Below are 25,325 nucleotides of genomic sequence, written 5' to 3'. Positions count from 1 at the left end.
TTCTGGGAAATAATTTAAAACGACGCTCTTAGGGAACGACGACGAAGAAACAGGAGCAGGAACGTGGCCGCCATGGCTGAAAGAGTCAGCATGAGCGAAGGACGTTCACGCCAGGATTCGATGATGATCACCGGCAGCCAGAGAGCACCACGCGTGGCGGTCCGCAACGCCGGATGAGCCGCGATAAAATCCGCCAGCGGAGGACTGAGGCTGTAATAAAGTTGAACCAACTCCCGACCGAAGCCGGTCACCATAAGGACGTGATCGCGGAACCAGCGCAGGGTATTCAGATGAGGATCCAAAGGCGAGCCGTAGGCTGCGGTTGCAATAAAGCAGCGCGGGTCTTTGATCTTGGGTGCCGGTCCACCGCCCAGTTCACTGAGCATGATCGCATCGGATGGCTTGGCGATGAGACAGCGCCTCTGCAATCCATCGGGCTGGGCCTGCAGAACCAGGGCATAGGTGGTTTCATTGTTGAGGTCGGTGATGGAAATGTTGCCGGTATTTCCTGCTGTGATCACGTTGAACCCGGCTGCCGTGACATCAGCGGCTTTCATGTAATAAGAGTCAGCGCCTGTCGCTCCCGGGCAGTCCACCTCACACGCCGTCTCGCTTTGCCGCACGATTTGACAGGCATTGTTGAGTTTGGTTTCTGCGCCCGGGTCGGCTTCATTGTAGGTGTTTAAAGGAAGGTTCAGGATATTCCAGCGAGCCTCATCCACGACGAAGGCAATCGCGCCATCAGGTGGCGCCATGGAGCCGTCGGCAAGATTCAGCTGTTCATCCTGATTCCAGATCGCTGTGATGGTTCCCTTGGAGGGACGCACTTCGAAGGATTCGATCACATCATTGGCGGCAACTGCCAGCTTGGGCTTGATTTCCGCATCCTTATAATCCGTCGAGCTGGTGTTGGTTCCAGGGAGAAGTCGCACGAGGATAAAGGTATTATCCGTTGAAAAGGGCTTCGACGCCGGGGCCGTCAGCTCGATCGTCACGTGCAGATTGCGAAAGGTTTGGGTGATATCGTTGACAGGAATCTCGAAGAGAGGACTGCCGTTGGGAAAGCTGGCCGTATATTCATTGCTCAGCTCTGTGATGGGTGTGGTGTCGAATTCTGAATTGGTAAGATAACGTACTTTGAGAATCGAGGGACCCGCGGTGCACTTCTTTCCCGCTTCTTCAGCCACACAAATATCCAGATACTTCGTCAGGGAACGGATGCCGGAATCCGTATCGGCACTGCCCATCTCGTAGGTCGTCAGGTCCTGAGGCGAAATATTGTTCAGCGAGAAGGTTACGGTGACCTTGGTATAACTCCCGCGCTGTAAAACGGCCTTCGCTGATTCCAAACCGATATCGGCGTATCCGTTCTGCGACGCAAGGGTCAGCAGGAAACTGGTAAAAAGTAAGAATTTTCTAAACACGTGATGATCTCTCGTTGAAGGGGGAAAATCCGACTCCACGCATCATCTCCAGGAAGGCCTTCTTCTGTCAAGCTTGGAGGGGCGAATCAAGGACTCAAAAGACAGAAAGCTGATTCCCCGTGCGGAAATCAGCTTGTCTTCTGCGTCTCATGCATTTTTTCAGGGGGATTTGCGGTATTTCGGCAGCTGATGCCGCGGAGTCAATCGGGTCAGATCGAATTCCAGACCATCATAGGCCAGTTGGATGCGAGGTCCTTCCGGCTGGCCGAGGCTGACCCAAAGGTCCTTATGAAATTCCATCTGTTTCTGACAGTGATTCAGCGCCTGCTGCAGCATGCGCTCTTCCTTGGCTTCACTGGCGCGTGGATCATGATGGGTCATGATGATGTTGCGAATGCCTTCACGCATGGCCAGATCCACGCCAATGGGAGGCGAGCAGTGCCCCCAATCGTAGCGGCTGGCCAGTTCATCCATCTCAAATTGACCATCAAAAACCAGCAGATCCAGGTCCTGATAGAACGGCAGATCCTTGCCAAGAGCTTCGGGCGTGAGGCGTTTATATTCTCCATCGACTCCGAGCAAAAGCGAGCAGCCGCCGGCATCGAAGCGATAACCAAACGAGCCGCCGGGATGGTCCAGAGCCATGGGAGCCACGGTCATATCATCGAAGGTGACCTGCTCGTAGATTTTGATTTTCCGGAATTCCACAGTTGCGCCCAATTCCTCCCATTTGACGGGAAAATTGATGCCGTTGAACTGAATCTTGATGAACTCCGGCGCGTGGGGATGCACGTGGTAGATAATGAGTTTGGTGCCTGGAATATAGATCGGCACAAAAAACGGCAGACCCATGATGTGATCCCAATGGAGATGGGTCAGAAACACGGTGAATTCCGTTCGGCCCTGGGCCATCACCTCCGCTGAGGAATCGGCGAAACCGGTTCCCATATCGACGAAGAATCGATGATTTTTATAGATGATTTCATTGCACGAGGTGTTGCCGCCGTACACCAGAGGATGCCCCAGATCACCATCGCGCAGCGCGTTACGGAACTCGCTGATGGTGCTCAAGCCGGCCTTCTCTGCGCGTTTGGCGTAGACATCGACAAGATTCACAAAAGTGTCATGGGTAATCGCGCGCGGCAATGAACCGCGGGTACCCCACATGCGTAGCTTCACGGATTTCCCCGACAATGAAAGTTCACTGAATTCCATCTTATCAAAATGGCCAGGAGGGTGCCATATGTCGGAAATCTGACGGTTTAGGGCGGGTGCCATATGTCGGAACTGTCGGTTTAGGGCGGGTGCCATATGTCGGAACTGTCGGTTTAGGGCGGGTGCCATATGTCGGAACTGTCGGTTTAGGAAGCGTCCATCTGTCGAATCGGACGAACCCGCGACGCTTTCCCGTAGTCTCTGGCGGACTCCCGGCGGCCGCAACCCCAGTCAAACGCCGTTCTGACGTCTGCGCGGCACGAAGCATGGAAATTTGCTCTGGAAAGTCCCGCCGATCTTTGTTATAGCAAGTTTCCTTAAACGAAGACACGGCTCGATGTCTCCAATCGGCCTGTGCAGGAATTAAGCTCATCGGAGAATGGAGTAGGAATGCTGACCTTACGTTTACAGCGACACGGCGCCAAACATCGTCCCTTTTACCATATCGTTGCCACGGATTCGCGCAATGCTCGCGATGGTCGCTTCATTGAAAAACTGGGCTACTACGATCCAACGCGTGAGCCTTCCATTATGGAAGTGAACACCGAGCGTCTGTCCTACTGGTATGGTCGCGGAGCCAACGTTTCCGAGGCTGTTGCCAATATTCTGCGCCAAAAGAAGATCGTTCTTGAGCGCGCCAAGACTCATAAGCAAGCCTAAGTTAGCGTGAAGAACGCCTGGCTTCAAATCGGCATCGTGGGAAAGGCTCAAGGCCTCCGCGGTGCTTTTTTTGTTGCTCAGCGCGATGAGGATCTGCCGGAAGGTTTGGATCGCATCGTGGTGGGCTCGGATCCGGACAAGGCCAGAGCCCTGACCGTGGTGGAAACCCATCGCTCGGGCGGCCGTCCCGTGATTCAATGCCGTGAAGTGACCAGCCGTGAAGCCGCCGAGTCGCTCAAGATGCAGCCGATCTGGTGTGATCGCGCGCTTGTGCCCTTGGAAGAGGAATCCGAATATCTTTGGTCGGATCTGGTCGGCAAGGCCGTGCTGGATGCAGAAGGGCAGCGCCTCGGTCGCATTACGGCCGTGGGGAATTTCGGAGCCAGCGATGTCGTGCGCATTGATGCCGATGATGGGCGATGGATTGAAGTGCCCTTTGTCTCGGCTTATTTCGACATGAATTTCCAAAGCGATTCCCCCGCATTGCACCTGACTGTGCCGGCGGAAACCTTCGCGGAAACCTGGAATCAAGCGTGAGTCGCAACCTCTCCTTCATCAGCATTCATCCGCAGTTTATCGAAGCCTACTTTCGATTCGGTGTTTTCAAAGCCGCCACACGTTTGAATATTCAGCTGCATTCCATCAACCTGCGCACCCATGCGGTCGACAAACACGGGTCGATCGACGACAGCCCCTTTGGAGGGGGTGACGGTATGGTGATGCGCGTGGAACCCTTGGCGGCTGCCGTCCGCGCTCTTCCGAAACCGGGCCGCGTGATTTATACGAGTCCCAGTGGTCGCCTTTGGACGCAAAAGGATGCCGAACGTTATGCGGCGTTGGATGAGGATCTGACCTTTATCTGTGGACGCTTTGCCGGCATCGATCAACGCTTCGTGGATGCCTTTATCGACGATGAGGTTTCCATCGGGGATTTTGTTGTGTCCGGTGGGGAGCTGCCGAGTCTTTTGATCGCTGATTCCATCCTGCGGCAGGTGCCGGGCGTGCTGGGCAACGAACGCAGCGCACCGGACGATTCCTTCGGCAGCGGCATGCAGGGGATGCTGGAATATCCGCTTTATACAAGGCCGCTCGAATATGAAGGCCACAAGGTTCCTGATGTGCTCCTGTCCGGTGATCATCAGAAAATCAAAGTCTGGCGTGAAGCCGCGGCTTTGGAAAAGACCAGAAAACTCCGCCCTGATCTTTTAAAGAATCCTTCGAAAAATTAAAGACACTGGGCACGCCGCAGACGTTCGCTGATCAATGGCAGTCGCGCCATCGGCAACTTCCTTGCGACCAGAATGTGTTCCAGCCGTCGCTGCAGTTCGGGAATATCACGCAACAGTCGCGCCTCAGGAAATGCGGGCGCTTCCATGGCCTTTTGCATGGGAGCATGCAGCAGTTTTTGCAGTTCCCGACTTTGAAACTGATCGGGAAACAGAGCCCCGAGACGACTGAGCCTTTGCAAGGCCAGAGGTTCCACATGGCGAGCCCAGCGATCCAGAAAGGAACTGTGACCCTGAAAATTCCGGGTGAGAAACGCCTGCCAGAGATTCCAGAGCTGAAGCCTGCCCAGACTTTTTGTTTCCGCATAACGCTGCCAGGCCAGAGGCGGGCCGCTGCGTCTGAGACTCAGAGGAGCCGGGCTGATCAGGGCTTCCCCCGTTGGGCCGGACTTTTTATAAAGATAAAACTCCAGATTGTTTTCAAAACGCAGATCATCGATGCGGGCCTGCAGCGCGTCCTGAGCCGGCATATCGAGCAAGGGATTCGCGAGATCATCCAGCTCCGCATAGCGGTCCATCAATCCCAAAGGCACGAGCCCCGCATCCTCCACGGCCCTGAGCCAGAAGTCCAGACCGAGGCGCGCTTCCCGCTCATGAAAAAAAGCATCCACCAGTCTTGCGGGTTCCCGAATGACCGCCTGCATCCCTTCGAGTCGTTCCTGAAGCGCGGGCAGATGTTTTTGAAAAAGTTTGAGGAGCTGGACCGCTTCCTGAAGATCGGTCCTCTGATAAGCGGAAAGACCGAGCAGTGCAAAAACCCGGGAAAGCTCGAACAGCCACTTCCGGGCGCGACTGTTATAAACCATGATGCGCATGGTGCCGCCCGGTGCGAGAGCCCGGCCCAAATTGGAAAGTCCCTGCGAAGGATTGGCCAAATGATGGAGCATGCCGTAGGCATCGATGTGAAGGAAGGGCGTTCCCAGGTCGACCGCCGTCTTTTCAAGATTCACCTGACGAAAATCCACGGGCCGGAGCATCAGCCAGGATCGAAGCCGAGCCTTGCGCAGACTTGGGCGCGATAGATCCACACCCACCAGGCGATGGGCTCGGGGTTCCCACTTGCCGATGATCGCCGCCTGAACATCCCCGCAGCCGGCAACCAGAACACGCCTGATCCCAGGGCTGACGGCAGTCTGTCCCATTTTCTGCTGCACGAGCCTTTGCGCAAAAAGCGAACCGCTGGAATAAGCTTCCTGCCAGCGCAGGGGAATGAAGAGGCTGTAATTCGGATAAGGAAAGGCCTCATACATGCCCTGCACGGCTTGATTGATGGCAAGAACAGCCTGCTCACTCATCCAGCATGACTCGCGACATCAAACGGGCCTGACCACCGGTCGTAATCATGACCGGATAAGGCCGCAGAAAAACATGATCCTTGCCGAAAAGTCCGGCTCCATAGATGCTCGGAAAACGCGCGCCTTCAAAGGCTTTTTGCAGCTCCGACGTCTGGCCCGACTTGGCGATGACAAAGGCCTGCAGGGCCGTGCGCACCGCATCATACCCAAGGGCGGCGAAGATATCCGGCTTCTGTCCAAAAGCTGCTTCGTAATCCGCCGTAAAACTTTGCACACCGGCTTGCGGATCGTTGTTATGGAAATACGAGAAATAATACTGACTGCCGAGGTCACCCTGTTTATAGAGGTCGGCATGATCCCAGCCGTCTCCACCCAGAAACGTGGCTTTGATACCGGCCTTGCGTGCTTCAGCAAGCACGCGGGGCACACCCCGATAGAAGCCGGGGAAGACCACAATATTCGGCTGCGCACTGGCAATTTTGGTCAGCACGCTGCGAAGGTTTTCCGTGCCACCTTCCGTCCACTGCCCGAGCACCTGCCCACCGCCTTGGGTAAAGGCTTCCGCAAAGGCTTGACTGATGACCTCGCTGTCCGGAGAACGGGCATCGAGCAGAATCGCAGCCCGATCCCGACGCAGGGTTTTCAGCGCAAAATCGGCCAGAATTTGGCCCTGCCGTTTGTCGGTCACACTCGTGGAATACACATAAGGATAAGCGGTCAGATCATCTTCCGAGCCGCGTGGCAAAAGCAGAAGGCTTTTGGTCTTGCTGCTGACAGCGGCAATTGCCTGGTTGGCCACGTTGCTCAAGGATCCAATGAGGATATCGGCCTTTTGCTGCTGAACCAGGCGAAGGGCGGCCTTCTCGGCCTCGGAGGCCAGCCCATGATCATCCGCCGCTATCAAAGCCACCTTGTCCGCGAGCTGCGGATTTTCTTTGCGAAATTGAGTCAGGCCCAGCTTGACTCCCTGCGAGAGCGAGTTGCCATAGGGCGCAAGCGGCCCGCTGCGTGGATGCACGAAACCAATGCGATACTGCACCTGGTCCTTGGCGGGTTTGGCGAACAGTGACGACATCGGAGAACAGATAATCAGGGCGCACAGCATCGCCCAGGGGGTTGGATTCCAGACTTTCACAAAATTTCCTTTTCTGGCAACGTGACCCTTGCCTCAGCGCTTGGATGCAAGGCTACCCGCATTCCCATGCAGGGAAAAGCTGCAATTTACTCTGAGACTATATTAAGTCAAACGGACGCTCGCGAGGAAGTTATGACACAAAACCAGGTGGAAAAGATTGAACCCTGGAGGGAACGCTGGTTGATCGGACGAACCGGCTGGGATCAAGGCCGCCCGCATCATGAGCTGGAACGCCTTCTGCAGCAGGCCACGCGGGAAGGTCGTCTGCCCGCCGGGGCCCGGATATTTTCGGCAGGCTGTGGCCGGGCGCATAACGAAGCCTGGTTGGCCGGGCAGGGTTATCAGGTCGATGCGATGGATGCCGTGCCGGAAGCCATCGAAGGAGCGCGGGCCCTTTACGCAACGCAGTCCGGTCTGAACCTGGCCGTGGCGGATGTCTTTGCGGCGAACGCACCCGCGGCGGCCTATGATGCCGTTTTTGACAGGGCCATGCTCTGTGCCATCCAGCCTGAACACCGCGCGACCTATATTCAAAGGATCACCTCCCGACTGAAGCCCGGTGGCCTTGTCATGGCGATCCTGTTCCGTCGCACCCGAACCCCGGAGGGTCCGCCTTTTGCTGTGGATGAAGCGGAAGCCCAGCGGCTTTTCGCGGATCAATTCGACCTTTGCCATGCGAGCAGCTGTCCGCCTCCGCCCAATCCCCAGAACGTTCTGGAGGAATGGCTTTGTATCTGGCGCAAGAGGAGTCTTTGATCATGTCCCCATCCGCACAGAAACTCGATCGCGTGGCGGAGCTGGCCGCTGCGATCATGCATCACAAACGCCTTTATTATGCGGGCAAGCCGGAAATCGCCGACGCCGTTTACGATCGTCTGGAGGAGGAGCTTCGTTCGCTGGACCCCGATCATCCGGCCCTCCTCTATGTGGGCAGCGCCCCCAGCAGCAGCGGGTCGAAGCGCCAGACCCATGATATTCCGATGCTCTCGCTGAATAAAACCTACAAGGAGGAAGACCTCGCCGCCTGGATGGGGCAGGAAGCCATCGTCGGGACGCCGAAAGTCGATGGCAACTCCTTGAGTTTGATCTATCGTCAGGGTGTTTTAGTGATGGCCAAGACCCGCGGGGATGGACGGGTGGGCGAGGATGTGACGGATAAGGTGCGGTGGATTCCCGACTGCCTGAAAAAATTGGATCGGCCGGTGGATCTTGAGGTCCGCGGTGAAGTCTACTGCACCACGCATCAGTTTGCAGGTCTCGTCCAGGAGATGCTCGATCGTGGTCTGGAGCGACCCAACAATCCGCGCAATATCGTGGCCGGACTTCTGGGGCGCAAGGTGCATGTGGATCTGTGCCGGTTCTTTAATTTCTTCGCTTTTGAGGCGCTGGGTCCGGCTGTGGAAAAAATCGCCACGGAGATGGAAAAATTCGACTGGCTCGGCCAGCGGGGATTCCGCGTCCCTTCGCATAAACTTTTGCAGAGTGCCGAGGATATTTCGCAGTACCTGGGTGAAGTGAAACGCTGGATGGAGGAAGGCGAAATCGCCTATGACGGAGCGGTGTTTTCCTATAACCGTCTGAGTCTGCATCAGCAGCTTGGCAGCACGGGACATCATCCGCGCTATAAGCTTTCCTTTAAATGGCAAGGACAGACCGCGATCGCGGTGATCGATGACATCATTTGGGCCACCTCGCGCCTGGGCATTATCACGCCTGTGGCTGTGATTGAGCCGGTAAATCTGAGCGGCGCCCGCATCACCAACGTCACGCTGCATAATGCCGAGCATGTGAAAGCCTATAACCTGAAAAAAGGGGATCAGATTGAAATCGTCCGCTCGGGTGAAGTCATTCCGAAGTTCCTGCAGGTGGTGGAGGCGAAACCCGGAAACCACCGCTGGCCGGAGCAGTGCCCGTCGTGTCGCAGCAAGGTGGAATTCGATGGGGTCCGGCTCAAGTGCGTGAACCAGGATGATTGCCCCGCCCAGCGCTCGGGTTTTATTTTGAACTGGATCCGGGCGGCCGAGATTGATGACCTGAGCGAAAAGCGCCTCGAGCAGCTGATTCAGTGCGGTCTGGTGGAGCACGTCGCGGATCTTTATCGGCTGACCGAAGAGGATTTTCTGAAGCTCCCGGCGACCAAGGAAAAGATGGCCGCAAAACTTTACAAGAACATCCAGTCCACCTGCAAGCTGCCTCTGGCCCGATTTTTAAATGGCCTTGGGATTGAAGGGGCCGGGATGCGGACCTGGGAAAAGCTCCTGGAACATTATCCCAGCCTGGAGGCCATCATGGGCATGACCGTGGTGGAGCTGACGGAAATCGAAGGCTTTGCCCAGAAATCCGCGGAACAGATTGTGCACGGTTTGAAAGTCAAAAAACCGGTGATCCAGCGTCTTCTTAAGGTCGGCGTGCAGCCCCAGGCTCCCAAACGCAAGCATGCCCCTGGCAGTGGACCTTTGGCCGGCAAGCAGTTTGTGATCACCGGGGCCCTGTCGCGACCGCGGGATGAAATTGAACGCGCGATACGCGAGGCCGGTGGCAAGACCGGTTCCAGCGTTTCAAAAAATACCTTCGCGCTCGTGACCAATGAAACGGACACGGGCTCGTCGAAAATGAAGAAGGCCAAGGAGCTTGGAATTCCTATTTGGAGTGAAGACCAGCTCATGGCCTTGATGAAAGGAAAGTAGGAAAATCATGGCAAGGATCGTCGGATTTCAGGGTCTGCCCGGTGCATACAGTGAACTGGCCATACTGCAATACTTCGGCAAAAAAGCAGCCCTCCGATTTAAACCCTTGCCTGCGTTCGAAACCGTATTTACCGAACTCACCAAAGGTCGCATCACGGACGCGCTCCTGCCGGTGGAAAATTCCCTGGCCGGAACCATCCATGAAAACTTCGATCACCTGGCCCGCTTTCCCGTGCAGATAGCGGGTGAGGCCATTCTCCGCATTCAGCACTGCCTGCTGATTCCACCCGGCACGCGCGCCGCCGATGTCACCACAGTGATTTCCCATCCGCAGGCTCTGGCGCAATGTGCACACTATTTGCGCGAACGTGGCCTGACGCCGCAGAACTTTTTTGATACGGCCGGAGCTGCGGAACATTTGGGTCAGCATAAACCCCCACACACCGCGGCCATTGCCAGTCTGCAGGCCGCGAAACTTTATGGGCTCAAGGTGATGGCGCGTGACATCGCCGATCGTGGTGAGAACTACACCCGCTTTCTGCACATACAAAAGAGCACGAAAAAGCCGGATAAAAAGCCTTTGAAAGTTGGGCGCATGATGAGCCTGATCCTTCTCCATTCGGGTGAAGGATTTGCGCGCATCGGTCCACTTTGCGGGATTCTGCAAAGCCTTGGTATCGAGCTTGTGCATTGCGAAGCACGACCGACCAAGGATGCCGCCTGGACCTACTTTTATTTTCTTGAAGTCGCGGCCGGACCGGGGCATCCAGCCTGGGATTTGGCGCTGAAAACCCTCGCTTCGATGACGCGGACGCTGAAAGTGCTTGGCAGTTACGCCTCACAACGCTAACCTAAAGAACCTTTTTTCATCAACTCGAGGAGTTCTGCATGAAACTGACTCAGATTGCGCCCTTTATTTTGCCCCTGGGGCTTCTGTTGCATGCCTGCGCGACCACGCAAAAGGCGGAGAATGAAGGAAAGGAACAGAAGGAACATGTCTTGCAAGGTCAACCGCAACCAGGCATCTGGTTTCAAGGCCGTCCCGAAGAGGCCTTTGCCAAGGCCAAGGCCGACAATAAACTGGTCTTTGTTTTTTGGGGTGCCGCCTGGTGTCCTCCTTGCAATGAACTGAAGTCGGAAGTTTTTTCGAAGCCACGCTTCGCAGAGCTGATGAAGAATTTTGTCCCGCTCTACCTGGATGGTGACACCGATCTGGCCCAGGTCTGGGGTGAACGCCTGTCGGCCTCGGGTTATCCCACGGTGCTGGTGCTGACAGCGGATGGTCGTGAACTGTATCGTCTGAGCACCAGTCTGAATGAAGAGGAATTCCACGCTGCCGTGCAACCTGTTCTGAAAAACAACCAAAACTTCGCTGAGGCGTTTTCCCGTCTCGAGAACGGCGATGCCAAAGGTGATGACTGGAAGGTGCTGGCCTACACCAGTTGGGATCAGCTGCCTGAAGGCCGCTACACCGGCGATCGTCTGCTGAATGCAGCGAAACGTGCAGCTGATAAAGTCCCTGCGAACATGCCGAAGGAAAAGGCGCTGTTTGCCGCCAACCTTTTGAATCTGGCTGTCCAGCAAAAGGATGACGAGGAATCCGCCAATGCCGTGTCGGATATCAAGATGGAATCCAAGCGTTATCTGGATGCGATCTTTGCGAACAAGGACTCGATCCAGGCCGCGCGTTCCTTTATCAACTATAACGCCAAACAAACGGCGGAATTCCTTCATGGCAAGCCCAAGGGCAAGGCTTATGAGGATTTGAAAAAACGCTGGCTGAAAGCTGCGACCGCGATCGCGAACAATGCCGACAACTCCGTGGATACCCGGCTGGCCGCCTGGAATCCGGCGATTGAGTTTCAAAAGCTGGAAGCCCCCAATGCTCCCGTACCGGCGAAACTGAAGGCCGATGTTCAGGCTGCTGCCGCGCAAGCTGATAAAAATGCCAAGACACCTTATGAACGTCACGCTGTGGTGTCCACCGCAGGCTATATGCTGCGGCAGGTCGGTGACGTTGATGGCGCCCGCAAGATTTTGGAAGCCGAAGCCGCGAAGAGCGATACGCCCTGGTACTATTACAGCAGCCTCGCGTCCCTGGAACAGGAATTGAAAAATGACAAGGCCGCACAAGGCTGGGCTGCCAAGGCCCGTGAGTCAGTCGTGGGACGCGCGAGCAAAATCCAATGGATCACCAATGACATTATCCTGAATGCCAAAATCAAGAATGAGGACCAAAAGACCTACATGTTGAACCTTACCAAGGAATACTACGACACGGCCACCAGCCTTGATGATGGTTTTTCAGGACGCAATTGGACGCGTGCAAAAAAGGTGAGTGATTCCCTGAAGGATTGGCAAAAAGATCCCGCCTTCACCGCATTATTTTCCACTTATGAAAAGAAATGCAGTGGACTTGAGAAGGAAAGCCAGAAAAACTGCCAACAGCATTTTGCTGAGCTGAAAAACTGATACACATACTTAAGGGGTGACCATGCGTTTTCTCGTTATAGGTGGTGCAGGATATATCGGTTCCCATTTTGTGTGGGAAGCATTGCGGCAGGGACATAGCTGTGTGGTGTACGATAATCTGAGTCGCGGCCATCGCGCATCGGTCCCCCGCGAAGTCAAACTCATCCAGGCGGATTTGCTCGACAAGGAAACCCTACGGGCCGCGCTGCGGGAGGATCACTTTGATGGGATCTTCCACTTCGCGGCCTTTGCCCTGGTCGGCGAATCCGTGACGGAACCGGATCTTTACTACGAAAACAATGGGGAAGGGGTGCGCTGTCTCCTGAACGCCATGCGTGCGGAAAAATCCACCGCGGGCCTTGTGTTCTCGTCCACCTGCGCGATCTTTGGAACGCCCGAGAAGGTGCCGATGCTGGAACATGATCCCAAGGTTCCCATCTCGCCTTACGGCCGCTCCAAGCTGGTGGCGGAGTGGTTGATCGAGGATGCCTGTCGCGCCTATGGTCTCAAGGCGATGGCGCTGCGCTATTTCAATGCCTGCGGAGCGGATCCCAGTGGTGAGATCGGTGAGGATCACCAGCCGGAAACGCATCTGATTCCCAATGTGATTCTGTCGGCGGTAGCCGGCAAGGAACTCTCCATCTTTGGCAATGACTTTCCCACCCGCGATGGAACCTGTGTCAGGGACTATATCCATGTTTCCGACCTGGCGGATGCGCATATCAAAGCCGCTCAGCATCTGCATACTCTGAAGCCGGGCACCTTTGATGTGGTGAACCTCGGAACCGGGAAGGGCTATAGCAACCTGGAGATCGTGCAGGCAGCCGAGCGCGTTCTCGGTCGGAAAATTCCTTACCGATTTGCCGAGCGGCGTCCTGGCGATCCGGCGGAACTTTATGCCGATAACACGAAGGCCCGCCAGGTGCTGGGTTATGTCAGCCGTTATTCCGATCTGGATACCATCATCCGGACCGCTCTGGTCTGGCATGAAAAGCATCCCAAAGGTTTTTCCTGAGATTTCATTTTCTGAGATACGGCGGGCGTCCCGGTGATGACGCGGAGCTCGCCCGCATCGTGCCCCGATCGGGCAGGAACTGTTCCGAGAAAATATTGTCACGATCATCAAACGCATCCGACTGCAGACCGAGCAGTCCGGCGATGGATGGTGTCAGCTGAAAGGTTGAAAAAGGCCGCTCCGCATACCGGCGCCATTGCGCGAGTTCATCCGCACAGGTTTGCGCATAGGCGCGGGAAAAGCCGACGATGACGGGAACCTCCCGCATGGCAGGCGTAACGCGATCCTCGCTATGCCCTGCGAAGTTATCCGTGTTGTAGACCTCCTCGCCGTGATCCGAAAAATAAAAGAGCAGGCCCTCGCGATCGGACGCGTTGAGACGATCCATCATCTCACCCAGCACACTGTCCTGATAGGCGACGGCATTGTCATAGTGATTGATGATGGCACGGGCTTTCGGGTCGGTGATGCCGGAGTCCAATGCCAGATCGTCGGTATTTACAAAGAGAGCTTTTTCCTGGGGATAGCGCTTTTCATAGATAAAATGCGTGCCCATGAGGTGCACGAAGATCATGTGTTTTGTGTCATCGGCCTGCGAGGTCGCAAGCAGTTCATCCAAAGGACCCAGCACCTTTTCGTCCAGACTTGCGCTGTTATCCGCTTCCCCGGCGCTCGATACGTCCTGGTTGACGAAGATCGTCCGGTCTGCGGTGCGGCCGAGTTCCACGATGAAATTATCACCGAAACCGCTGGGCGCCTGGTTGGAAATCCAGGTCGTTTGATAACCGGCGGCCCGCGCGATTTCGATCAGAGTCGGGCCCTGACATTCCAGGGATTCCATATGAAATCCGGTGGCGCAAAGGGCACCGATGACACCTTGCAGGGTGCTGGCTATCGGAGAGATGGCATCAGGAAACACGATCAGTTGATCCTGGAGCGATTCCAGGGCGGGTGTCGTGAGCCGCTCATAGCCGTAAATTCCCATATGCCGGCGCGTTGTGGATTCACCGATCACAACGATCACAATTCCGGGGGTCTGTCGGCTGGTTTGTAGCTTGAGATTCTTCTGCCATTCAACCCTCTGACTCCAGAAGACCCGGGCCTTTTCCCGGGCTTTCGTGATGCCCTGATAACGGGCCATCGTCGTGAAGAGGCGATCCACATAAGCGAGCTCATGGAAATCGTGAGCGACCTGCTTCAAGTTCCAGTCTGATTTCTGCAGACTCGGCAGCGCATAAAGAAATGACAAAGCCAGGCAGGCGAGGCTCACGGCCAGGGTTCGCGGCTGCATGGCTTTCCGATAGTAAGCGAGGAGCGGAAGCGCCAGGCTCAAAACCAGACCGGCACTGAGGGCAAGCCGGGTTCCATAGAGAGCCAGAAATTCGCTGACTTCCTGCGCGTTGGATTGGACGGTCGTGGAAAGTGTGATGATGCTGACCGGGCTCTTGAACAGGGTCATGTTCATGATATTGCAGAGAGTCGAGATGGAGGCCAGAACGAGGACGCTCAGACCAAGGCTTCGACCCAAACGGCCCGGCATGGTGGTCAGAGCTGTCTGCAAAAGAATAAGGCTGATCAGGATCAACCAGCTCGTGGTATCCAGGTGAAACAGATGATCCAGCGACGCTTTGAAAAGCACCGGACCAGCGTGGATGCCGAAGGCCGCCAGGAGACTGACGACGAGATTCCCGATGGGTTGATTCCAGAAACGAGGTCGCACGGTATCCTCAGAACATACTGGTGGACATAGGTTCTGAGGTCATAGCGGGAAATTTGTGACGGTGCTGCCCTGTGATTGCGGGTTTTGCAATATTTGTCGGCTTGAACCGGATTGCGCTCAGAATGCGAAACCCACATAGAGATTCGGCATAATCAGATGTGTGCGTCGGGCCGCGCGATCGACATCGTCGTTCCAGCGATCGATATCCGATTGCAAAGCCGGAGTGGGGTACTCTGTTTTGTATTGCCAGCGGAGAGGTGTGGACAGACCAAACCATTCACCACCGATAAAAAATTTATTGAAGCTCCATTCATTGCCTATGGAAAAATGCGCATGAGTCGCTTCAATTTCAGCTCTCGCGTCGGCATCAAATCGATGGAACTCGCTCCAGAAGATGCGATCTGTGTATACGGCTCTGCGGTGATTGACACCCAGGGACACGTAAAAACTATTGGCTGTGAACATCTGGTATTCGACTTTGTAGACAGTATTGGAATCACTGCCCTGTTCGAAATCGTTTTGGCTGAAATTAATATCGAGGCGGGCGTCATCAGGCAGAAAGATCCCGATTCCGGCACCAATACCGTTGTAACCGAGGTGCCCCTCAATCATCCAGGTTTTTTGTTCCCGTATGGCGAAGCTGGGTTCGGCCAGGGCCGGGGCGCTGGCCATCAATACCATAAGTAAGGAACATTGCAATGGAATTTTCAATTTGGCCGCCTCCGAGTTTGTTACTTTTCGGTAAGATGAGGCGCGGCCTTGAACCCTGACACTAAGGTTTTGGAACCCTTCTTCAATTGACACAATATTACGAGGGCCGGGATTGCCCATCGAGAGTCAGAAGACCCCGATAAAGATCCGGCCGACGGTCGCGGAAAAAGCCCATGCCGGCCCGGAATGTGCGGGCCGCGGCGAGATCCAGTTCTGTCTGCAAAAGGCCTTCATAGTCCGCCTTGCGTTCGATCAGCTTGTCACCACGGTAGTCACAGATAAAACTGTGGCCGTAGAAATCACAGCGGCTCGATTCAAAGGACTCCGTCCCGATGCGATTGGCGGCTGCCACATAACAGGAGTTGTGCACCGCGTGCCCGATCATGGCTCTCTGCCACATATCGGGGGTGTTCGGTGTTGCGACCTGATCCGCGGGTTCCGAGCCGATGGCGGTCGGGTAAAGGAGCAGGTCCGCGCCCTGCAAGGCCATGGCGCGGGCGCATTCCGGGAACCACTGATCCCAGCAGATGCCCACTCCGATCGAGCCGTAACGGGTGTTCCAGGTCTTGAAACCGGTGTCACCCAGGTTGAAATAATATTTCTCTTCATAGCCCGGGCCATCCGGAATGTGGCTCTTCCGGTAAACGCCCATGAGGCTGCCATCGGCATCGATCATGGCGAGGCTGTTGAAATGAGCCTGACCCGCGCGTTCAAAAAAACTGACGGGCAGCACGAGCTTGTGAGCCGCAGCGAGTTTCTGCAGACGTCCGAGAAAAGGATGTCCGTCCACCGGATGCGCCCAGGAGAAAAACTCCTCCCGCTCGAGCTGGCAGAAATAATGGTTTTCAAAAAGTTCCGGCAAAAGAACCACCTGGGCTCCGTCCTGCGCGGCTTTTTGAATATAACTCTCAGCCTTGGCCACGTTTTCGGCCAAATTCCGGCTGATGCTCATCTGGACCAGGGCCAATTGCAAACGACTCATGAGTGGATCCTCCCGAATCAGCTGCGCGGCTGCTGCTGCGTCAGACAATGAAAACTTCCGCCGCCGCTTATGATGTGACGCGACGCGAGACCAAAGACCTGATGCTGGGGAAAGGCGCGGCGTAACACATCCAGAGCGGGCGCATCCTGGCGGTCGCCATACTGTGGCACCAGCACGGCGCCGTTGGCTATATAAAAATTCGCATAAGTCGGCGGCAAACGGGTGCCGTCCTCCAGAAACAGTTTTTCCTCGGGCAGAGGCAGCTCGATCACCCGCAGATTGCGGCCATCCTTGAGGCGCGCGCGGCGCAGGATTTCCAGATTTTCCTGCATCCGATCAAAGTTCACATCGGTGCGATCGCTGGTGACTGAAGTCAGAACGGTCGTGCTGTTGGCAAATCGAGTGATGGTATCGATGTGCCCATCCGTGTGATCGCCTTCCAGGCCATCCTTCAGCCAGATCACCTGATCGATGCCGAGATATTGGGACAAAAGTTTTTCCAGATCGGCCTTGCCGAGGTCGGGATTCCGCGTCGGCGTGAGAAGGCACTGCTCGGTCGTCAGACAGCTGCCTTCGCCGTTGATTTCCAGCGAACCGCCTTCCATGATGTACGGCGCATCAAACCTTGGCAGCTGCAGGATCTCCGCCAGGGCCAGCGGCACCTGGTTGTCGCGTTCATAATCGTATTTGCCGCCCCAGGCATTGAAGCCCCAGTTGACAAAACTCAGAGCCGGTGCAGTCGCCGGGCTGGTCTTTTGTTTCAAAAGAAAGAGGGGACCGTTATCCCGCATCCAGACATCATCCAGAGGAATGCGATGCAAGGTCAGGTTCGACACACCCTCAAGAGCCGCTTTCGCTGTGGTTTCGGCTTCTTCATCCCGTACGAGGAGGTGGACCGGCTCAAAACGGGCCAGGGTCTTCACCAGCATGCTATATTCCTGACGCACCTGAGTCAGGTGGCCGAACCACATTTCCTCATCAAAGGGCCAGCTCATCCAGGTCGCGCTGTGGGGCGCCCATTCTGCTGGCATGTAAAGACCAAGATCACGCGGAAGACCGCTTAAAACCTGGGACATTTTTGGAACTCCTCGCGGGCAGACTCAAGTTTCAGAACAAGGTCTATAGAGCGAGTTGGGATGGCTTGCAAGGTCCAAATAGGCAGGGAGAGGAATTCTGGCCCTGGGATGACGTCGTCACCATCCAGGAGCCAGGGTTTGCGCCGATTGCGCATCCAATCAGGATTTTTTCCACTCGAGGCTGCCCTTATGCACCTGAGGAAAGCACTGTGTTTTGTTGATATCGCAAACAAAAGCCTTCATGGTGTAATCGACCTTTCCAGCCGTGGCGGCCCCATCGAGTTCAGCTTTGATTTTGAACCCTGGCAGGTTTTCATCAAAGCCCTTGGATTCGTAAATACCGTTTTTGGTTTCCAGCTTCAATCCCTGGGTATTCGTAAGTTGAATGTTCCAGTGCCCGTCCTTGCTGATCACCATGTCCTTATTAGGCACGATTTTGAACTCGAGCTCGACAGTTTTGTCCTTGACAGAACTTTGAGCTGCCACATCGGACTTCTTCGCGAAGCCCGTGAGGAAGAAAAAGCTGGTGGTAAGCAAAGCAGCAGAAGTCAATTGTTTACGCATGAAAACCTCTCAAATGAAACGTCAGTGCATCGACGTAAAGCGGCCGCGACGCAAAGCCCTTTTCTTGACGATATTTTTTCGATGAACGGTCAGGACCGATGGAAGCGCTTCCAGCCGTGAAATCACGGTCTCCAGATGAGCCAGGTTTTTCACGCCCAGTTCAAATTCGAGCAAGCCCGTGAGATCGGGATCAATCTTCACCTCGGCCTTGTGCACGTTGGCTCCGTTATTGCTCAGGACGGTGGTCACCTCGGCCAGCACACCAGGTTTCTCCTGGGTTCGCAGGCTGATCGAGCAACGGTGATAAGCCGTCTCCACCTGGGCCTTGGACCACTCCACCTGAATCTTGCGCGCCGGATCCATATCGAGAGCACGCGGACAGGTGCTCCTATGAATCGTGACGCCACGACCGCGAGTGATAAAGCCGATGATGGGTTCCCCTGGCAAAGGCGAACAGCATTTTCCGAGACTCACGAGCACATCATCATAACCTGAAACAAGAATGCTGCCATGCGAAGTTTTCACAGGCTTGTCCGGCTTCGCCGGCTGGTCGAGCCCCTGCCTTGTGATCTGCTCCTGGATGGTTTCCTTCGGTTCCGGTGCCGGCAAGGCCTTGGTCAGGATCTCCTTGGGATTCAGGCGGCCGTAGCCGATCGCAATCAGCACGTCCTCCAGGTTGCTCTCGCGAGCCGCCTTCACCAGTTTCTGAGCGTCGCCGGATTTCTCCAGCTCGTCGAGCGTCATGCGGCGCTTTTCCAGCTCCTGGACCAAAAGATCGCGGCCGAGCTTGCGGCTTTTTTCCCGCTGCTCGCTGCGCAGAAAGGAACGAATCTTGTTCCGCGCCTTGGAGGTGACGATAAACGTCAGCCAGTCCTTGCTCGGTCTTTGGTGGGGCGAGGTCAGAACCTCGACGATATCCCCGGATTTCAGGCGTTTTTTGATTGGCGACATCTGGCCGTTGACCTTGACACCGATACATTTCGTTCCGACGTCACTGTGCACCGCGAACGCAAAGTCGAGCGCCGTTGCGTTTTGAGGGAGCGACAGCACATCACCCTTCGGTGTGAAGACGAAGATCTCCTCGTCGAACAGGTCGACCTTGAGCGCTTCCAGAAATTCATCCGGATCCTTGAGCTCGTTCTGCCATTGCATGATCTGCCGGAGCCAGGAGAATTTCTGGGCGTCGTTCGCATGAACGCCCTTATCCTTGTCCTTATAGGCCCAGTGTGCGGCCACACCGTATTCGCAGGTCTCGTGCATCTCCTTGGTGCGGATCTGGATTTCCGCCGGTTCGCCGTTGGAGCGAATCACCGTGGTGTGCAGCGACTGATAAAGGTTGGCCTTGGGCATCGCAATGTAATCCTTGAAACGCCCGGGCATCGGCTTCCACATCGCATGCACCACACCAAGGGCTTCATAGCAGTCCTTGATGGAGGGCACGATGATCCGGAAGGCGAAGAGATCATGAATGTCCTCGAATTCCAGATGCCGCTCGATCATTTTCTTGTAGATCGAAAAGAAATGCTTGGGTCGACCGTAGACCTGAATCTCGGTGAACCCGTACTTGCGCAGCTCCTTCTCCAGCACCTCTTTCACTTCGTTGATATAGGCCTGGCGCTGGGACTTCTTCGAGGAGATCTTGCGGCGGATTTCCTGATAGACCTCGTACTTCAACGTGCGGAGGCAAAGGTCTTCCAGTTCGCTCTTGATGCCGTAGATCCCGAGGCGGTTGGCCAGCGGCGCATAGATGTCGAGCGTTTCCTGGGCGATGCGCTTTCTTTTCTCAATGGCGAGGTTATCCATCGTGCGCATGTTGTGCAGACGATCGCAGAGCTTGATCAGAATCACGCGGAGATCCTTGGCCATGGCCACGATCATCTTGCGAAAGTTTTCCGCCAGTTTCTCTTCATTCGAGCGGAATTTGATTTTGCTGATTTTGGTCAGACCATCGACGAGGTCACGGACCTCGGTGCCGAAAAGCTGCTCAATTTCCTCGAGGGTGGCATTGGTGTCCTCGACGGTATCGTGCAGGATCGCGGCGACGATCGAGGGGGTATCCAGCTTCAGGGTGGCCACGATACTCGCCACAGCCAGGGGATGGGTGATGTAAGGCTCACCCGAGGCCCTTTTCTGCGGCGCGTGGCATTTGGCTGCGTATTCATAAGCCAGCTCGATCGGCTTTTTGTCGATCTGGGGCATGTAGGTTTCGAGGCTCCGGAGAAGACCTTGATATTCTTCCTCGGGAGTTGTCAGGGTCTTGAGCGGCAATGTGCTGTTAGGATTGGGTATTTCTTTTTTTATTCGATCCGTTGTCATGCTTTCGACCTGGCCCGGAACCGCATTGATTTCGCGACCTTTGGATGGTTGCCGGGCTACTGACATTCAGCCGCCCAGTTGCTGCTTAAGTCCCTTTATCCAATCGGCAGTTTTGAACTCTTCATTGAGTTTCTCACAGAGAAGCAATCCTTCCTGCTGTGCCCTATGTTCCGGTTTATCACTCAGGACCAGGGTTTTCAACTCGCCAAAGGCTGTTTCGAGGTCACGATTGACCAAAAACACATCATAATCCTTGGCGTTTTTGATTTCGTCCATGGCATTTTGAAAGCGCAGCCAGCGATGCGAAAGGTTATCGGATCCCCGCGATTCCAGCCGATGCCAAAGGTCTTTCAGGGACGGAGGCAGGATGAAGATGCTGAAAGCGTTGCGCAGGAGAGGACGCGCCTTGCGCCAGCCCTGGACGTCGATTTCCAGCAGAGGATTTTTTCCGGCTTTTTCAATGCGTTGCAGTTCCTCGATGCTGGTGCCGTAAAGGTTGCCATGGACCTCGGCCCATTCGATGAAAGCCTTGTTCTGAACCATCGCTTCGAATTCTGCCCGCGAAACAAAATGATAGTGGTCGCCTTCCTTTTCCCCTTTGCGCGGTGGCCGCGTTGTGTGACTGATCGACATCTCCAGCTGGGGACACTCTTTCAGAAGCCGGCGATTGAGAGTTGTTTTCCCTGCACCTGATGGGGCGGACACCACAAATACTGTCATGGTTCGAAGATACTCCTGCACAAGCTGTCTGCAGCTTATTCGATATTGGCAACCTGTTGACGAAGACGCTCGACAGCCTGTTTGAGGCTCAGCGAGTGCTGGGCAACCTCAAGCTGCGTGAGTTTGTTCGAAATGGTGTTCACCTCTCTATGCATTTCCTGACATAGAAAATCCATCCGACGGCCCACTTCCTCACCGCCCTGGAGCAGCCTTTTGAATTCCACTTCGTGCGCGCTGAGACGCGTCAGCTCCTCTTCAATATCGGAGCGGTCCACCAGCAGCGCCACCTCCGCGAGCAGACGCTCCTCAGGCAGCATGCCGGAGATTTTCTGTCCCGTCTCCTCCAGGGAGCTGAGCAGGCGATCCAGGCGCTTTTTGTAATTGTCGAAGAGATGCTTCTGGATCACCTCGCGTTTGGCAACGATGGCCTCGCGATCGGTCTGCATGCCTTCGAGTATTTTCCTGAAGGCCGGTTCCAGCGCCTGGCCTTCGCCCTTGCGTTGGATCACGACATTGGCCAAAGCCTTGTCCACCGCAGCAAAGATCCCGCTCTCATGGGCCCGCACCTGCTCCTCGCTGCTCACGGCAAACTGATTTTCGAGCACGCCATCAAGGCGCATAAGTTCATAGGCACTCAAGGGCTTGAGCGTGATGCCGGCGGCCTGGGCCAGGGTCTGGCTGGTCGCCACGTAATGAGCCACGGCTTTGGCATTGAGTTGAGGCAAACCCGCAGCTCGATCATTCGGCACGAGATCCAGGAAAACATCGACCTTGCCGCGCAGAATTTTTTCTTTCACGCGATGAATCAAGGCCGGTTCCAGAGCAATCAGACTGCGCGGCATTTTGATTGATATGTCACAAAAGCGCGAATTCAGGGTCCGAATCTCGCAGCGGTAGGTAGTGGTGGGACTGGTTGACTCGCCACTGCCAAAGGCTGTCATGCTTTTAAGGCTCACGATGACTCCATGGGTGATTCCTGAGGGCGAGAATCGCAAAAAAATCTCTTACATTCGATCAACTTTTGGAAAATACCCGCCTGGAAGGCTTTGTTCAACCCATCTTTCGGCTGGCGACGGGGTGTTTTCCCGCTGGTCGAATGGGGCCGTTTTGAGGTAGCATGGACCAAAGAGGCTTTTACGGCCTGGGTTTCAGCAAAAAAGAGAGCCATGTGGTCAGCTTCAATTTGGTCTTCCATGTCGCGTCTGCGCTCGCTTGTGTGCTTCTCATCTATGCTTTGCTAAGACTGCAGGGCCTGGTTCGATTTCACGGGCAGCTTTGGCAAAGCCTGGATCCCGCACGCAAGCTTGTTCAGCTGGATTGGCCGGCCTTGTTTCTGCAAAAATTCGGCCGGGCGCTGGACATTGCTGTTGAAGGCAGTCCGGACAAAGGGCAACCCTGTCGGATTCAAATGGGACCTTGGGTGGCTGCGCATCTGGAACTGCGCTTCACACGGATATTCTGGAAGTCACCCGAGGAGCTGTTGGTGGAAACGCACCGCCCCGATGCGACCGGAACATGGTCGCAAAAGCTGGAAGACGCTCTGGGTGGTGCCGTTCGTGTTCAACTGCAGAGCTTTGCAGTTCAATCAAATCAAGGAGTGTGAGAACGATGGCGGGAAAGTGGAGCCGTCTTTTGGTGGTGATGTGTTGGGTCGGGGCTGTGGGCTGTCAAACCCTGAATTCCGGGGCGCCTACGGAAAAGCCTCAGATCACCCGGGATATGAAACTTGACGAAGCCTATCGCCAGGCGGTGGCTTATGGCAATGACACGCTCCAGGCCTTGCGCGAGCTGGCTCGGGATCGCAATCAACTGGCTGAACTGCATCGCCTCGCGGAAGGCGATCTGCTCAAGGAACATGATAATCTGCCTATCCCCGTGCTGCTGAACATCGCGCATGTCTATCGCATCTCGGGCACCACGATGAATCCGGAGATTCTGAATCGCCTGGCCCGTTCACGGCAGGATGCGGTTCGTCGGATCGGCTGGCGGATGGCCGCCACCCGCCCTTCCGCGGACGTGGCTCGCATGATCGAGTCGCTCCTGAGTGAAGCGCTCACCAAGGGAAGTGAAGTGGAGATGCTGGTGCCGGATATGGCGCTGGCCATTCAGGAAAACGGCAACAAAGGCGCCTATAGCTTTCTCGTGCTCGGTCTGATGCAACAGGGGGCCCCGGAGTATGCGAACGCCATGCTCGCTCTGGATCCCAGACGCGCCGCCGGACCTTTCATCGACTATTTGAGCAAGGCCGATTTTGAGGATCTGCGGCAGTTGCATCAAAAGACGGTCAATCTTCTGACCTGTACGGTGATCTTCCGCTTCTTCTCGGAAAATCCTCTGCCTTTGAGTCATCCCAATGCTTCCATCATCTTTCAGTATGCGGTCTCGCGCAATCGCGGTCTTTCGGAAATGGCTTTTGCGGTTCTGGAAAGGATTATTCCTGACAACCGCCAGGCTTTGGCTGTGCTGCTGTCGCGGCAGCCGGTTCCCGTGCAGATTGCCTTCATCGAAAGCTCGCAGCGCGAATCGACAGCCAATATCCGCCTTTTCCTCGACAATATGAAGGAAGTCGCGCAGCAGAAGGAAGTTATCGAGGAACTGAATGCGCAGCAGGGTGCGGTGGAGAGGTAAGCCAGCGGAGTATGATCGTCGATGCCGCCAGGGGCAAAAGAAAATGATTCGCGCCTGACACAAGCTGACAGGACGCGGACAGCTCCTGCCCATAAGCCGCTCTCGCGAGTTGATCCCGGGTTCCATAGAGCAACAGCGTCGGAACCTGGATCGCCTGAAGTTCCGCTCTCCCATCCGTCTTATGCAGAAGGCGCTCTACAAACTCGGGGTAGCTCATGCGAAGGCTCGGGTCCAGGCGAATCGGAAAACGCTTGCGGCGGACCGAAGCAAAGGCGGGAAAGCTCGCATCCCATCCATAGCGCCTGAACTGCTGCCACCAGCCTTTCTGTAAAAAGCTCAGAGCTTCGATCACCATAAAAAGGGAAGTCAGGGATACCCGCTCAGGGAGAGCCATCAGGACGAGCGCGCGCCATGGCTTTGGATCACGGGCCACCAGCCGGAGCGCGGCCAGTGCCCCCAGACTGTAGCCGATGGCCTCCCGCTCCGAACACTCGGGACAAAGTCTGGCAAGAAGCTTCGGAAGAAAAGTCCCCGTGCGCGCGAAGGTCGATTCATTGAGAATGGTGGTGCTGCTGCGGCCGTGACCCGGCAGATCAAATGTGAGCACGGCGCGTCCGCTTTTCAAAAGATCAAGGATTAAATTTTCCCAACAGAACAGCGCATCATTCCCCGTGCCATGAAAAAGCACGGTACACACCCGGGTTTGCGTCTGGGCCGGGCGAAAGAAATGAAATCTGGTTTGTGACTCCGCATCCGGATCGTGGCACAGTCCTTCTGTGTAGGAAGCGCCCAGAGTGTCGAGCTCGGCTTGCAAGGCTTTGGGCAAAGGTGTTCCCGTTTGCAGCACGATAGGATTCAAGTTCAACAATCTCCTGCTTTCCTTGGGTTGACGAAGTCAACGTTCCTCGATAGCCTGATCAATATATTATTAAAGGGGCTTGGCTAGCAATGGAGCGATGTACCGGTCCGTTACTTGAAGATTATCTGGCAACATACGGCTGGACGTTTCGCAGCATCGGCGCTCACGAATGGATGACCGGATTCCAGGGCCAGGATCGCTCATTCCCTCTGCGCATCAATCTTACCGATACGTGGATTTCCTTTCATATCGAGCCCTATCTGGGGCTGGAAATCGATTGGGAAAGCTGGCCGGAAATCGCCCGCTGCCTTTTGGAACTCAATGGCCGCAGTTCCATGGTCCGTCTCAGCCTCTGTGAGCAGGGCCGCATTGAAATGGGCCTTGAAGTCTTTAATAAGCAATTTTGCTATGAATCTTTCTGCACTTGCATCGGTCTTCTGGGATTCTATGCCGATCACTTCTATGACGAGATCCTGGGGCGCCTCGACAGCCTCGGCTACAAGTATACGGAAGGTTTGAAACTTCTGACCTGATTGCCCCAAACCACCAATGACCTGCGA

Annotated in this window: 24 protein-coding genes; 11 read left to right on the top strand and 13 right to left on the bottom strand. The window is 55.4% G+C overall.

Annotated features, from left to right (window positions below; genetic code table 11):
• Nucleotides 1-14 precede the first annotated feature (14 nt).
• Both OLTU_RS27115 and OLTU_RS27110 read right to left on the bottom strand, forming a co-directional pair.
• Nucleotides 15-1,424 carry a CFI-box-CTERM domain-containing protein gene (locus OLTU_RS27115; RefSeq protein ID WP_141735857.1) on the bottom strand — a complete coding sequence of 470 codons (1,410 nt, stop codon included), beginning with the start codon at nucleotides 1,422-1,424 and terminating at the stop codon, nucleotides 15-17.
• A gap of 159 nt (nucleotides 1,425-1,583) precedes the next feature.
• A complete protein-coding gene (locus OLTU_RS27110; RefSeq protein WP_176737008.1) occupies nucleotides 1,584-2,603 on the bottom strand; it encodes an MBL fold metallo-hydrolase in 1,020 nt (339 codons plus the stop codon).
• A gap of 426 nt (nucleotides 2,604-3,029) precedes the next feature.
• Here OLTU_RS27110 and rpsP point away from each other — a divergent pair, with 426 nt between their 5' ends.
• Genes rpsP through trmD form a run of 3 tightly spaced genes read left to right on the top strand, consistent with a single transcriptional unit; the run spans nucleotide 3,030 to nucleotide 4,528 of the window.
• Nucleotides 3,030-3,299, top strand: a complete 270-nt coding sequence (gene rpsP, locus OLTU_RS27105; protein ID WP_141735855.1) for a 30S ribosomal protein S16 — start codon at nucleotides 3,030-3,032, stop codon at nucleotides 3,297-3,299.
• A gap of 6 nt (nucleotides 3,300-3,305) precedes the next feature.
• Nucleotides 3,306-3,836 (top strand): ribosome maturation factor RimM, encoded by a 531-nt coding sequence (gene rimM, locus OLTU_RS27100; RefSeq protein WP_141735854.1) that lies wholly within the window; start codon nucleotides 3,306-3,308, stop codon nucleotides 3,834-3,836.
• Nucleotides 3,833-4,528 (top strand): tRNA (guanosine(37)-N1)-methyltransferase TrmD, encoded by a 696-nt coding sequence (trmD, locus tag OLTU_RS27095; protein ID WP_176737007.1) that lies wholly within the window; start codon nucleotides 3,833-3,835, stop codon nucleotides 4,526-4,528. Before rimM ends, trmD begins: the two co-directional genes overlap by 4 nt.
• Here the strand turns inward: trmD and OLTU_RS27090 are convergent.
• Both OLTU_RS27090 and OLTU_RS27085 read right to left on the bottom strand, forming a co-directional pair.
• Nucleotides 4,525-5,880: a class I SAM-dependent methyltransferase gene (locus tag OLTU_RS27090; protein WP_141735852.1), complete on the bottom strand. Its 1,356-nt coding sequence runs from the start codon at nucleotides 5,878-5,880 to the stop codon at nucleotides 4,525-4,527. The two genes, trmD and OLTU_RS27090, sit on opposite strands and share 4 nt — an antisense overlap.
• On the bottom strand, nucleotides 5,873-7,015 hold the full coding sequence (locus OLTU_RS27085; RefSeq protein ID WP_141735851.1) for an ABC transporter substrate-binding protein: 1,143 nt from the start codon (nucleotides 7,013-7,015) through the stop codon (nucleotides 5,873-5,875). Before OLTU_RS27085 ends, OLTU_RS27090 begins: the two co-directional genes overlap by 8 nt.
• A gap of 132 nt (nucleotides 7,016-7,147) precedes the next feature.
• On the opposite strand from OLTU_RS27085, the gene OLTU_RS27080 reads away from it, so the two are divergent.
• Genes OLTU_RS27080 through galE form a run of 5 tightly spaced genes read left to right on the top strand, consistent with a single transcriptional unit; the run spans nucleotide 7,148 to nucleotide 13,189 of the window.
• Nucleotides 7,148-7,771, top strand: a complete 624-nt coding sequence (locus OLTU_RS27080) for a methyltransferase domain-containing protein (protein ID WP_176737006.1) — start codon at nucleotides 7,148-7,150, stop codon at nucleotides 7,769-7,771.
• Nucleotides 7,772-7,773: 2 nt separating this feature from the next.
• Nucleotides 7,774-9,702: an NAD-dependent DNA ligase LigA gene (gene ligA, locus OLTU_RS27075; protein WP_176737005.1), complete on the top strand. Its 1,929-nt coding sequence runs from the start codon at nucleotides 7,774-7,776 to the stop codon at nucleotides 9,700-9,702.
• Between the two features lie 7 nt (nucleotides 9,703-9,709).
• A complete protein-coding gene (locus tag OLTU_RS27070) occupies nucleotides 9,710-10,552 on the top strand; it encodes a prephenate dehydratase (RefSeq protein WP_141735848.1) in 843 nt (280 codons plus the stop codon).
• 38 nt (nucleotides 10,553-10,590) lie between these two features.
• Complete coding sequence (locus tag OLTU_RS27065; RefSeq protein WP_141735847.1) at nucleotides 10,591-12,174, top strand: thioredoxin family protein; 1,584 nt, start codon at nucleotides 10,591-10,593, stop codon at nucleotides 12,172-12,174.
• Between the two features lie 22 nt (nucleotides 12,175-12,196).
• Nucleotides 12,197-13,189, top strand: coding sequence for a UDP-glucose 4-epimerase GalE (galE, locus tag OLTU_RS27060; protein ID WP_141735846.1), 993 nt, complete (start codon nucleotides 12,197-12,199; stop codon nucleotides 13,187-13,189).
• Nucleotides 13,190-13,193: 4 nt separating this feature from the next.
• On the opposite strand, the gene OLTU_RS27055 is transcribed toward galE, so the two are convergent.
• The 8 genes from OLTU_RS27055 to OLTU_RS27020 form a co-directional block, all read right to left on the bottom strand.
• Nucleotides 13,194-14,909, bottom strand: a complete 1,716-nt coding sequence (locus OLTU_RS27055; protein WP_141735845.1) for a phosphoethanolamine transferase — start codon at nucleotides 14,907-14,909, stop codon at nucleotides 13,194-13,196.
• A gap of 117 nt (nucleotides 14,910-15,026) precedes the next feature.
• Nucleotides 15,027-15,590 (bottom strand): hypothetical protein, encoded by a 564-nt coding sequence (locus OLTU_RS27050; protein WP_218110296.1) that lies wholly within the window; start codon nucleotides 15,588-15,590, stop codon nucleotides 15,027-15,029.
• A 127-nt stretch (nucleotides 15,591-15,717) separates the two neighbouring features.
• Entirely contained in the window at nucleotides 15,718-16,602 is an 885-nt protein-coding gene (gene aguB, locus OLTU_RS27045; RefSeq protein WP_141735843.1) for an N-carbamoylputrescine amidase, read from the bottom strand.
• A gap of 17 nt (nucleotides 16,603-16,619) precedes the next feature.
• Nucleotides 16,620-17,678: an agmatine deiminase family protein gene (locus OLTU_RS27040; protein ID WP_218110295.1), complete on the bottom strand. Its 1,059-nt coding sequence runs from the start codon at nucleotides 17,676-17,678 to the stop codon at nucleotides 16,620-16,622.
• Nucleotides 17,679-17,837: 159 nt separating this feature from the next.
• Entirely contained in the window at nucleotides 17,838-18,242 is a 405-nt protein-coding gene (locus tag OLTU_RS27035) for a hypothetical protein (RefSeq protein WP_141735842.1), read from the bottom strand.
• Between the two features lie 21 nt (nucleotides 18,243-18,263).
• Nucleotides 18,264-20,624, bottom strand: a complete 2,361-nt coding sequence (locus OLTU_RS27030) for a RelA/SpoT family protein (RefSeq protein WP_218110294.1) — start codon at nucleotides 20,622-20,624, stop codon at nucleotides 18,264-18,266.
• A complete protein-coding gene (gmk, locus tag OLTU_RS27025) occupies nucleotides 20,625-21,278 on the bottom strand; it encodes a guanylate kinase (RefSeq protein WP_141735841.1) in 654 nt (217 codons plus the stop codon).
• Nucleotides 21,279-21,313: 35 nt separating this feature from the next.
• Entirely contained in the window at nucleotides 21,314-22,234 is a 921-nt protein-coding gene (locus tag OLTU_RS27020) for a YicC/YloC family endoribonuclease (protein ID WP_141735840.1), read from the bottom strand.
• A 161-nt stretch (nucleotides 22,235-22,395) separates the two neighbouring features.
• Between OLTU_RS27020 and OLTU_RS27015 the strand changes: the two genes are divergently transcribed.
• Both OLTU_RS27015 and OLTU_RS27010 read left to right on the top strand, forming a co-directional pair.
• Entirely contained in the window at nucleotides 22,396-22,881 is a 486-nt protein-coding gene (locus OLTU_RS27015; RefSeq protein WP_141735839.1) for a hypothetical protein, read from the top strand.
• Between the two features lie 5 nt (nucleotides 22,882-22,886).
• The gene (locus OLTU_RS27010) at nucleotides 22,887-23,906 is read left to right on the top strand and encodes a hypothetical protein (protein ID WP_141735838.1); all 1,020 of its coding nucleotides are present in this window, start codon (nucleotides 22,887-22,889) and stop codon (nucleotides 23,904-23,906) included.
• Here OLTU_RS27010 and OLTU_RS27005 read toward each other — a convergent pair.
• The gene (locus OLTU_RS27005; RefSeq protein ID WP_176737004.1) at nucleotides 23,863-24,765 is read right to left on the bottom strand and encodes an alpha/beta fold hydrolase; all 903 of its coding nucleotides are present in this window, start codon (nucleotides 24,763-24,765) and stop codon (nucleotides 23,863-23,865) included. The genes OLTU_RS27010 and OLTU_RS27005 overlap by 44 nt on opposite strands.
• A gap of 89 nt (nucleotides 24,766-24,854) precedes the next feature.
• Between OLTU_RS27005 and OLTU_RS27000 the strand changes: the two genes are divergently transcribed.
• Nucleotides 24,855-25,298, top strand: coding sequence for a hypothetical protein (locus tag OLTU_RS27000; protein WP_141735836.1), 444 nt, complete (start codon nucleotides 24,855-24,857; stop codon nucleotides 25,296-25,298).
• Nucleotides 25,299-25,325: the final 27 nt, after the last annotated feature.

The sequence above is a fragment of the Oligoflexus tunisiensis genome, from assembly GCF_001748245.1.
Classification (GTDB): Bacteria; Bdellovibrionota_B; Oligoflexia; order Oligoflexales; family Oligoflexaceae; genus Oligoflexus; species Oligoflexus tunisiensis.
Note: the sequence above shows the minus strand (reverse complement) of the source record. Positions and strands in the feature narration are given on the sequence as shown.

What these genes read in the sequence shown, in the direction of transcription:
- OLTU_RS27050 (WP_218110296.1), bottom strand. Translation starts at nt 15,590, where the DNA reads ATGGTATTGATGGCCAGCGCCCCGGCCCTGGCCGAACCCAGCTTCGCC.
- ligA (WP_176737005.1), top strand. Translation starts at nt 7,774, where the DNA reads ATGTCCCCATCCGCACAGAAACTCGATCGCGTGGCGGAGCTGGCCGCT.
- OLTU_RS27070 (WP_141735848.1), top strand. Translation starts at nt 9,710, where the DNA reads ATGGCAAGGATCGTCGGATTTCAGGGTCTGCCCGGTGCATACAGTGAA.
- aguB (WP_141735843.1), bottom strand. Translation starts at nt 16,602, where the DNA reads ATGAGTCGTTTGCAATTGGCCCTGGTCCAGATGAGCATCAGCCGGAAT.
- OLTU_RS27080 (WP_176737006.1), top strand. Translation starts at nt 7,148, where the DNA reads ATGACACAAAACCAGGTGGAAAAGATTGAACCCTGGAGGGAACGCTGG.
- OLTU_RS27030 (WP_218110294.1), bottom strand. Translation starts at nt 20,624, where the DNA reads ATGTCAGTAGCCCGGCAACCATCCAAAGGTCGCGAAATCAATGCGGTT.
- OLTU_RS27010 (WP_141735838.1), top strand. Translation starts at nt 22,887, where the DNA reads ATGGCGGGAAAGTGGAGCCGTCTTTTGGTGGTGATGTGTTGGGTCGGG.
- gmk (WP_141735841.1), bottom strand. Translation starts at nt 21,278, where the DNA reads ATGACAGTATTTGTGGTGTCCGCCCCATCAGGTGCAGGGAAAACAACT.
- OLTU_RS27000 (WP_141735836.1), top strand. Translation starts at nt 24,855, where the DNA reads ATGGAGCGATGTACCGGTCCGTTACTTGAAGATTATCTGGCAACATAC.
- OLTU_RS27065 (WP_141735847.1), top strand. Translation starts at nt 10,591, where the DNA reads ATGAAACTGACTCAGATTGCGCCCTTTATTTTGCCCCTGGGGCTTCTG.
- rpsP (WP_141735855.1), top strand. Translation starts at nt 3,030, where the DNA reads ATGCTGACCTTACGTTTACAGCGACACGGCGCCAAACATCGTCCCTTT.
- OLTU_RS27090 (WP_141735852.1), bottom strand. Translation starts at nt 5,880, where the DNA reads ATGAGTGAGCAGGCTGTTCTTGCCATCAATCAAGCCGTGCAGGGCATG.
- galE (WP_141735846.1), top strand. Translation starts at nt 12,197, where the DNA reads ATGCGTTTTCTCGTTATAGGTGGTGCAGGATATATCGGTTCCCATTTT.
- OLTU_RS27015 (WP_141735839.1), top strand. Translation starts at nt 22,396, where the DNA reads ATGGACCAAAGAGGCTTTTACGGCCTGGGTTTCAGCAAAAAAGAGAGC.
- OLTU_RS27040 (WP_218110295.1), bottom strand. Translation starts at nt 17,678, where the DNA reads ATGTCCCAGGTTTTAAGCGGTCTTCCGCGTGATCTTGGTCTTTACATG.
- OLTU_RS27035 (WP_141735842.1), bottom strand. Translation starts at nt 18,242, where the DNA reads ATGCGTAAACAATTGACTTCTGCTGCTTTGCTTACCACCAGCTTTTTC.